Genomic DNA, 8,534 nt, shown 5'->3' on the forward strand with positions numbered 1-8,534 from the left:
TCGCGCGTTCAGGCGCCGAGCTGCGCCCAGAGGTAGGCGAACTCCAGCGCCTGCAGGTGCGCGCGCTGGGTGTTGTCGGCCGCCCCGCCGTGGCCGCCTTCGATGTTCTCGTAATAGAGCACCGGGTGGCCCAGCGCCTCCAGCTTCGCCACCATCTTGCGGGCGTGGCCGGGGTGGACGCGGTCGTCGCGGGTCGAGGTGGTGAACAGCACCCGCGGGTAGTGCACGTCAGCGCGCACGTTCTGGTAGGGGCTGAACTTCTCGATCCACGCCCACTGCGCGGGCTGGTCCGGATCGCCGTATTCCGCCATCCACGACGCACCCGCCAGCAGCCGGTGGTAACGCTGCATGTCCAGCAGCGGCACCTGGCAGACGACGGCGCCGAACAGGTCCGGCCGCTGCGTCATCGCCGCACCCACCAGCAGCCCGCCGTTGCTGCCACCCATGATGCCGAGCCGCTCAGGACGCGTGACCTGCGTGCGCACGAGGTCTTCGGCGACTGCGATGAAGTCGTCGTAGCTGCGCTGCTTGTGTTCACCGACCGCAGCCTGGTGCCACGACGGGCCGAACTCGCCGCCGCCGCGGATGTTCGCGACGACCAGCACGCCGCCCCGCTCGTACCACGCCAGCCCGAAGCCACCGGAGTACCACGGCTGCATCGAGACCTCGAAGCCGCCGTAGCCGTAGAGCAGCGTCGGGTTGTTGCCGTCGTCGCGGCAACCCTTGGGGCGGACGATGAAGTACGGCACCTGCGTCCCATCGGCGCTGGTGGCGAAGCGCTGTTCGGCCCGCATGCCGTCGCTGTCGAAGTAGCGCGGGCGCTGCTTGAGCACCTCGACGGCGTCGGTGCCGGCGCGGGCCAGCATCAGCGAGTCGGGCGTCAGGAAGTCGGCGTAGGTGACCCAGTAATGCTCGGCGAGCGGGTCGTCCGGGATGTGCGGGTCGTGCAGCGCGGCGATGCCGAGCGTGCCGGGTCCGGGCAGCGGCACGGCGCGGCGCTGCCACTGGCCGTCGACCAGCCGCAGCTCTTCCACCCGGTTCGCCACCTGATCGAGCACGTTCAGCAGCACATGGCCGCGGGTCCACGTGCTGCCGCCGAGCGAGCGGGTCGGCGTCGGGGTGAACAGCGCGGTCCACTGCGGGTGGCCGGCGAGCAGGTCGTCCGCCTGCGCGACCAGCAGCGAGCCGGCCGGGTGCGTGACGTCGCCCTGCACCAAGTCGCTGCGCAGTTCCATCACCGCCCAGTGTTCGTGGAAGCCGAGGCTGGCGTCGGCCGGCTTGTCGAGGTGCTGCAGCGCGCCGTCCGCCGCGACCAGCCACATCTCCGTGGTGTAGAAATCGACCGAGCGGCCGTGGATGACGCGCTCGAAGCCGGGCGTGTCGTCCACGCTGACCCAGGCGGAGACGTCGCTGGCCTCGCCTTCGTGGATGGTGACCGCCTCGCTCAGCGGCGTGCCGCGGCGCCAGCGCTTGATGACGCGCGGGTAGCCGGAATCGGTGAGCGAGCCGGGGCCGAAGTCGGTGCCGACGACGAGCGTGTCGGCGTCCAGCCAGCCCGCGGTGCTCTTGGCTTCGGGCAGCGTGAAGCCGCCGTCGCTGGCATCGAGGAAGCGCTTGTCGATCAGGTCGAATTCGCGCACCACGGTCGCGTCCGCCCCGCCGCGGGACAGCGAGAGCAGGCAGCGCCGCCACTCGCCACCGGGCACCGCGGGCGAGAGCACATCGTCGCCATGCCAGACCCAGTTCTCGTTCTCGACGGCGGCCAGCGCGTCGAGGTCGAGCACGGTTTCCCAATCAGGTTCAGCCTGCCGGTAGCTCGCCAGCGTGGTGCGGCGCCACAGGCCGCGCACATGCTCGGCGTCCTGCCAGAAGTTGTAGAAATGCGGGCCGACGCGGCTGACATACGGAATGCGCTCGCGGGCGTTCATCAGCGCCAGCAGCCGGGGCTTGAAGTCGGCGTATTCGGGGCGGGCGCAGAGTTCGGCCTGCGAGCGCTCGTTGTGGGCGCGCACCCAGGCGAGCGCGGCCTCGCCCTGCACGTCTTCGAGCCAGAGGTTCGGGTCAAGCGGTTCCGTCATGGGGTGCTTTCGGTGCTGTCGGCGTAGGGATCGGCAAATCCGAGGGCCGCCATGATCTCGCGTTCGCGCTCTTCCATGTACTCGGCGGCTTCCTCGTCGTCCTCGTGGTCATAGCCCTGAGCGTGCAGCGTGCCGTGGACGAGCAGGTGGGCGTAGTGGGCCAGCAGTTCCTTGCCGTTCGCAGCCGCCTCGGCCTCGACCACCGGCGCGCACAGCACCAGGTCCGCCGACACCACCGGCTCGGCGCTGTAGTCGAAGGTCAGCACGTTGGTGGCGTAGTCCTTCTGGCGGAAGTCGAGGTTCAGGCGCCGGCCTTCCTCGGCGTCGACGATGCGGACCGTGATCTCGCCGGGCAGCTCCAGCGCCGCGCGGACGAAGCGCGCCACCTTGTGCCGCGGCAGCACGGCGCGGTGCCGCGGATCGGCGAATTGCAGGGACAGGCTCAGTTCAGGACGGGCAGCGGGCATGGCGGGTCGGCTCCGGTGGAGGACTTCGGTCTTCGGTTCAGTGGTCGGACGGGTCGGCGGCGGCAGGGCGGGCGGCGTCATAGGCTTCGACGATGCGCGCCACCAGCGGATGGCGCACCACGTCGGCCGAGGTGAACCGGGTCATCGCGATGCCGCGCACACCCCGCAGGATGCGCGCCGCGTCGGTCAGGCCACTCACCTGCCCCTTCGGTAAATCGACCTGCGTGGTGTCGCCCGTGACGACACAGCGCGAGCCGAAGCCGATGCGGGTAAGGAACATCTTCATCTGCTCGGGCGTGGTGTTCTGCGCCTCGTCGAGGATGACGAAGGCGTGGTTGAGCGTGCGCCCGCGCATGAAGGCCAGCGGGGCGACCTCGATCTGGCCCTTCTCGAAGGCCTTGCCGACGCGGTCCATGCCCATCAGGTCGTAGAGCGCGTCGTAGAGCGGGCGCAGGTACGGGTCCACCTTCTGCGCCAGGTCACCGGGCAGGAAGCCGAGCCGCTCACCCGCCTCGACCGCCGGGCGCGTGAGGATGATGCGCTGCACCGTGCCGCGCTCCAGCGCGTCGACCGCGCAGGCGACCGCGAGGAAGGTCTTGCCCGTGCCGGCCGGGCCGAGGCCGAAGGTGATGTCGTGGCCGAGGATGTTGTGCAGGTAGGCGGTCTGGTTGCTGGTGCGGCCGGCGAGTTCGCTGCGGCGGGTGCGCAGGACGATCTCGGGTTCGGCGCCCGCATCGGCAACCGACTCGCTCGCATGGACCACCCGCAGCGCAGGTGTGTCGTTCTGCATCGCCTGCACCAGCGCGAGCTGCAACTCGGCCGGATCGATCGCCTCGGCGGCGCGGTCGTAGAGCTGCTGCAGCAAGGCCACCGCCCGTTCGGCGGCGCGGCGGGCGCCCTCGACCCGGAAGGATTCGTTGCGCCGGCGGATGCTCACGTCGAAGGCGGCCTCGATGGTGCGGAGGTGTTCGTCGAGCGCGCCGCAGACATGCGCGAGCCGGCGGTTGTCCTGGGGGATGAAAGCGTGGCGCAGGATCACGGTTGGAATGTGAACTATGAGGCAAGGGCCGGGAGCGTGATTGTCGCCGCCCGTCCGGGGTGCCTGTGGTCCGGCAGAATCAAAAGCTTGGGTTCAATTCTTCCGGATTTCACCATTTCAGTGGCCACGCCTCCCGCGCCAGCGACCCCCGCACCATCGCCCGGCTGGCTGACCCAGCTCCGGACCCTCGGCTCCGATCGCGGCCGTCCGCTCCTGATTGCCTTGCATCCAGCGCGCTGGGGGCTGATGGTGGTGGCGCTGATCCTGATCGGCCTGTGGATGGTGGAGATCGGCGGCCGTCCCAGCCCCGAGGGCATCACCACCGTCCGCAACGCCGTGGTGGTGCGCGCCCCGACCCGCGACGTGCCGGTCACCGGGGCCGCCCGGCTGATCACGCTGCCGGACGCCTGGAACCATTCCCCCAAGCTCTCGGCCCCGCTGTGGTACCAGCTGCGCTTCGACCTGCCCGCCGCCCCGGCGCCGGGGACGATGCAGGGGATCTACTTCGAGCGCCTGTGCGCCGCCTGGGAAGTGCGCATCAACGGCTTCCGCCTCGCCACCCGCGGCAATGTGTCGGCGCCGCTGCCCTACAACTGCCTCGATCCGGTGCTGATCACGCTGCCGCCGGCCCTGCTGAAGCTCACCGACAACCAGCTCGACATCCAGATCGCCGCGCAGGTCCGCTCGCAGGTCGCCGTGAACGAACACGCGGGCTACCTGTCGGCCGTGCGCGTCGGGCGCATGGATGTGCTGGAAGAAGAGCTGCGCCGCGCACGCACCTTCAACGTCAGCGTCACGCAGGCGCTGGCGCTGCTGGCCGGACTGGTCGGCGCGGCCGCACTCGCGCTGGCGACGCTGAGCCGCCTGCCCTACCTCGGCTACTTTGGTGCGGCCAGCGTGGGCTGGGCCCTGCTGTGCGCGCTGCTGACGGGCGCGCGGCTGCCGGTGTCGGTGGTGGCCCACGAGTGGCTGATCGGCGCACTGATGCCACCGGTTGCCGTGGCGAGCATCCTCTCGCTGATGCGCTACAGCGGCATCAAGGTGCGCTGGCTGGAGCTGTCGATCGCGCTGCAGACCATCGTCGTGCCGCTGAGCCTGATGATCGCCGCGCCCGACCGCATCAGCATGATCACCCACCCCTGGACGGTGATCCTGTCGCTGGAAGTCGCCGCGGCGACCGCCGCCTTCCTGCACCGGGCCTGGAATTTCTCGCCGGCCGACTTCTGGGTGGTCTGTGCGGCCCTGATCGCGGGCCTGTTCGTGCTGGCCTTCGAGGAGGCGTTCGTGCCGGTCACGCTGCTGCTGCCGGGCAACCACGCGCTGAGCATCACGGCGGTGGTGATGTTCGGGGGCATGGTGCTGCGCCTGTACCAGCAACTGCACGGTGAGGTGCTCGTCGCCGAACAGGGCCGCGCGCAGGCCGAGCGCCGCGTGCAGGAAATCTCCGCCGACATCGAGAAGAACTACAGCCACATGGCCGAACTGCGCGTCGAGCAGGTCACCGCCAAGGAGCGCAAGCGCATCGCCGCCGACCTGCACGACGACTTGGGCGCCAAGCTGCTGACCATCGTCCACACCAGCGACAACGAGCGCATCGCCACCCTCGGCCGCGAGGCGCTCGAAGAGATGCGGCTGTCGGTGCGCGGCCTGGGCGGGCGCGCGATGCAGCTCGGCGACGCCATCGGCGACTGGCGCAGCGAGGTGATGATGCGCATGTCGCAGGGCGGTGTGGAGCTGGCCTGGAACACGCCCGACGACCTGCTGATGAGCGAGCGGGCCATGAGTGCACGCGCCTATGTGCAGACCACCCGCATCCTGCGCGAGGCGGTGAGCAACATCCTCAAGCACAGCGGCGCGACCCACGCCGAGATCTCGATCCGCCAGGACATCAACGACTTCGAGCTGACGATCTCGGACAACGGCAAGGGCATCCCGATGGAGCTGGACGGCAAGCTCGACCGCGGCCACGGCATGTCCACGATGAAGGGCCGCGCCAAGCAGCTGCAGGGCCAGTGCCTGGTCGAATCCGGCCCCGGCTACGGCACGACGATCCGTCTGACCCTGCCGCTGTGAAGCTACCGCCTCCAACAGGTCGTCATCGTTCACGAATTCCCGTCATTTTCGTAACCATGTTCATCTTCACCCTACAGCGACCGATATAGCCGTCACACTGCCCAACTCTCTTGAGACCCCCTTGAGAACAGTGCGCAGGCCACCTGGTCCGCCCGAGGAAAGCCCATGAAAACCATTCTGCTGCTCGAAGACCTTCCCGAAATCCGCGCCTGGCTGCGCGCCCTGGTGATGCAGGTGTTTCCTGGCTCCACCGTGGTCGAGTCCGCCCGGGTGCACGACGCGCTGCAACAGGTCACCGCCCACCGCTTCGACTTGGCGATGATCGATCTGGGCCTGCCGGACGGCTCGGGCGTCAAGGTGGTGCAGGCGCTGCGCGAGTCGCAGCCGGATGCACAGTCGGTGGTGGTCACCATCCACGACGACGACGACCACCTCTTCCCCGCGCTGCAGGCCGGCGCCTACGGCTACCTGCTGAAGGAGCAGCCGCGCGAGCAGCTGATGGAACACCTGCAGCGCATCAGCCAGGGCGAGCCGCCGCTGTCGCCCTCGATCGCGCGCCGGATGATTTCCTACTTCTCGGCCCAGGCCAACAAGCCGGCACTGCAGCCCTACCCCGCGGCTGACACGCTGATGCCCAATGTGCAGCTGACCGAGCGCGAGCGCGAGGTGCTGCTGCGCGTGGCCAAGGGCTTCACGCTGCCGGAGATCGGCGTGCAGCTCGGCCTGAGCCGCCACACCATCGCCGACTACGTCAAGCAGATCTACCGCAAGCTCAACGTGAGTTCGCGTGCCGAAGCAGCTCTGGAAGCGCAGCGGCTCGGTCTGTTCCGCCGCTGATGGCCTGCAAGCCGGCGGGTCGCCCCGCGCATAATCGCGCCCCATGATCGGACGACTCACCGGCACCCTGGCGGAAAAATCCCCGCCCCAGATCCTCATCGATGTGAACGGCGTCGGCTACGACGTCGACGTCCCGATGAGCACCTTCTACAACCTCCCGCATCTCGGCGAGCGCGTCACGCTGCACACGCACTTCGTCGTGCGCGAGGACGCGCAGCTGCTCTACGGCTTCCTCACGCCTGCGGAGCGCGAGACCTTCCGCCAGCTCATCCGGATCACCGGCGTCGGCCCGCGCATCGCCTTGGCCGTGCTGTCCGGCATGAGCGCGGGTGAGCTGGCGCAGGCCGTCAGCACCCAGCAGGTCGGCCGGCTCATCAAGGTACCCGGTATCGGCAAGAAGACCGCCGAGCGGCTGCTGCTCGAACTCAAGGGCAAGCTCGGGCCGGATCTCGCGCTGCCGGGTGCGGCGGTGCAGACCGATGCGCAGTCCGACATCGTGCAGGCGCTGATCGCGCTGGGCTACAACGAGAAGGAAGCGGCGGCGGCGATCAAGCTGCTGCCGGCGGACATCGGCGTGAGCGACGGCATCAAGGCGGCGTTGAAATCACTGGCGAAATAACCAGTCCTGCGCACCGGTGCCGGGGGCTTTGACGGACAATCGCCCGCATGGCCATCCAGACCGACGACTTCGCCCCCGCCCCGTCCAAGCGCATCGTCAGCGCGGCGCCCAGCACCCCGCAGGAAGAGGCGATCGAACGCGCGCTACGGCCCAAGCTGCTCGATGAATACGTCGGTCAGGCCAAGGCGCGCGAGCAGTTGGAGATCTTCATCGGCGCGGCCAAGAAGCGCAGCGAGGCACTCGACCACGTGCTGCTGTTCGGCCCGCCCGGCCTCGGCAAGACGACGCTGTCGCACATCATCGCGGCCGAACTCGGCGTGAACCTGCGCCAGACGAGCGGCCCGGTGCTGGAAAAGCCCAAGGATCTGGCGGCGATGCTGACCAACCTGGAGAAGAACGACGTCCTCTTCATCGACGAGATCCACCGGTTGAGCCCGGTCGTCGAGGAAATCCTGTACCCGGCGCTGGAGGACTACCAGATCGACATCATGATCGGCGAAGGCCCGGCGGCGCGCTCGGTCAAGCTCGACTTGCCGCCGTTCACGCTGGTGGGCGCGACCACCCGCGCGGGCATGCTGACCAATCCGCTGCGCGACCGCTTCGGTATCGTGGCGCGGTTGGAGTTTTACAGCGTCGAGGAGTTGACGCGCATCGTGGCGCGTTCGGCCAAGTTGCTGGAGGTGGAAACCGATCCCACGGGCGCGGGCGAGATTGCCGGTCGTTCGCGCGGCACGCCGCGTATTTCCAACCGGCTGCTGCGCCGGGTGCGCGATTTTGCGCAGGTCAAGGCGGATGGCAAAATCAGCCGCGAGGTCGCCGACGCCGCATTGAAAATGCTCGATGTGGATTCGCTGGGTTACAGGCATTACAACCATACGACTACTATCAATATCTCTTTCTTCAATCAACTCTTTTGTGATTGCAGACTCACTCTCAAAGAAGATAACACCAGCGTCTGGATTCTTATCTAAGAAACTCTTGACCATACCTAGTACAAAGAATGTTTTACCTGTTGCACTTTCGCCGGCGATTGCAGTAATCTTGTTTGATGGCAGTCCTCTGTAAATACTACCGCCAAGTAATGCATTAAAAATATACGAACCTGTATCAATGAAATCGTTCACATCGCCTGTTGAACCATCTGATACTAGACTTGCATATTCGTTACCTGTTTCTTTAATTATATCTTTTAAAAAATCACTCATGTTCTTAACTCCACTTTGTATTCATGTTTGTGTTTTGGGCTATCGTTTCTTCTTTTGTATCTTACTGCCCAATCTGATTCTCTTGCAAACCCGCCAGGAAACTTATCAGTAGATAGTTCGTGAAAGTCCCATTCAGCATCTGGTTCTGTTTTTAGTCTTTTATGTACGATTAACATAGTTGTATTATACTCTGTTTGATTGTTTTTGTCAAGCTAT

The 8,534-nt window shown here is 66.7% G+C and carries 7 protein-coding genes; 4 read left to right on the forward strand and 3 right to left on the reverse strand.

Going from position 1 to position 8,534, the window contains the following annotated elements; translation table 11 throughout:
- Positions 1 to 8: 8 nt before the first annotated feature.
- The 3 genes from AABN02_RS10335 to AABN02_RS10345 are packed head-to-tail and all read right to left on the reverse strand — an operon-like array spanning position 9 to position 3,584.
- The gene (locus AABN02_RS10335; RefSeq protein ID WP_338414842.1) at positions 9 to 2,078 is read right to left on the reverse strand and encodes a prolyl oligopeptidase family serine peptidase; all 2,070 of its coding nucleotides are present in this window, start codon (positions 2,076 to 2,078) and stop codon (positions 9 to 11) included.
- Positions 2,075 to 2,545, reverse strand: a complete 471-nt coding sequence (gene ybeY, locus AABN02_RS10340) for an rRNA maturation RNase YbeY (RefSeq protein WP_338414843.1) — start codon at positions 2,543 to 2,545, stop codon at positions 2,075 to 2,077. The genes AABN02_RS10335 and ybeY overlap by 4 nt, the downstream gene beginning before the upstream one ends.
- 37 nt (positions 2,546 to 2,582) lie before the next feature.
- The gene (locus AABN02_RS10345) at positions 2,583 to 3,584 is read right to left on the reverse strand and encodes a PhoH family protein (RefSeq protein ID WP_338414844.1); all 1,002 of its coding nucleotides are present in this window, start codon (positions 3,582 to 3,584) and stop codon (positions 2,583 to 2,585) included.
- 120 nt (positions 3,585 to 3,704) lie between these two features.
- Here AABN02_RS10345 and AABN02_RS10350 point away from each other — a divergent pair, with 120 nt between their 5' ends.
- From AABN02_RS10350 to ruvB, 4 genes are all read left to right on the forward strand, one after another.
- Positions 3,705 to 5,657, forward strand: coding sequence for an ATP-binding protein (locus AABN02_RS10350; RefSeq protein WP_338414845.1), 1,953 nt, complete (start codon positions 3,705 to 3,707; stop codon positions 5,655 to 5,657).
- A 165-nt stretch (positions 5,658 to 5,822) separates the two neighbouring features.
- Positions 5,823 to 6,494, forward strand: a complete 672-nt coding sequence (locus AABN02_RS10355; protein WP_179633104.1) for a response regulator transcription factor — start codon at positions 5,823 to 5,825, stop codon at positions 6,492 to 6,494.
- 43 nt (positions 6,495 to 6,537) lie between these two features.
- A complete protein-coding gene (gene ruvA, locus AABN02_RS10360; protein WP_338414846.1) occupies positions 6,538 to 7,113 on the forward strand; it encodes a Holliday junction branch migration protein RuvA in 576 nt (191 codons plus the stop codon).
- A gap of 47 nt (positions 7,114 to 7,160) precedes the next feature.
- A complete protein-coding gene (gene ruvB, locus AABN02_RS10365) occupies positions 7,161 to 8,084 on the forward strand; it encodes a Holliday junction branch migration DNA helicase RuvB (protein WP_338414847.1) in 924 nt (307 codons plus the stop codon).
- Positions 8,085 to 8,534: the final 450 nt, after the last annotated feature.

The sequence above is a fragment of the uncultured Sphaerotilus sp. genome (genome assembly GCF_963924895.1).
Taxonomy (GTDB): domain Bacteria; phylum Pseudomonadota; class Gammaproteobacteria; order Burkholderiales; family Burkholderiaceae_C; genus Sphaerotilus.

Coding starts and splice junctions, on each gene's coding strand:
- AABN02_RS10335 (WP_338414842.1), bottom strand. CDS start 2,078: ATGACGGAACCGCTTGACCCGAACCTCTGGCTCGAAGACGTGCAGGGC.
- ybeY (WP_338414843.1), bottom strand. CDS start 2,545: ATGCCCGCTGCCCGTCCTGAACTGAGCCTGTCCCTGCAATTCGCCGAT.
- AABN02_RS10355 (WP_179633104.1), top strand. CDS start 5,823: ATGAAAACCATTCTGCTGCTCGAAGACCTTCCCGAAATCCGCGCCTGG.
- ruvA (WP_338414846.1), top strand. CDS start 6,538: ATGATCGGACGACTCACCGGCACCCTGGCGGAAAAATCCCCGCCCCAG.
- ruvB (WP_338414847.1), top strand. CDS start 7,161: ATGGCCATCCAGACCGACGACTTCGCCCCCGCCCCGTCCAAGCGCATC.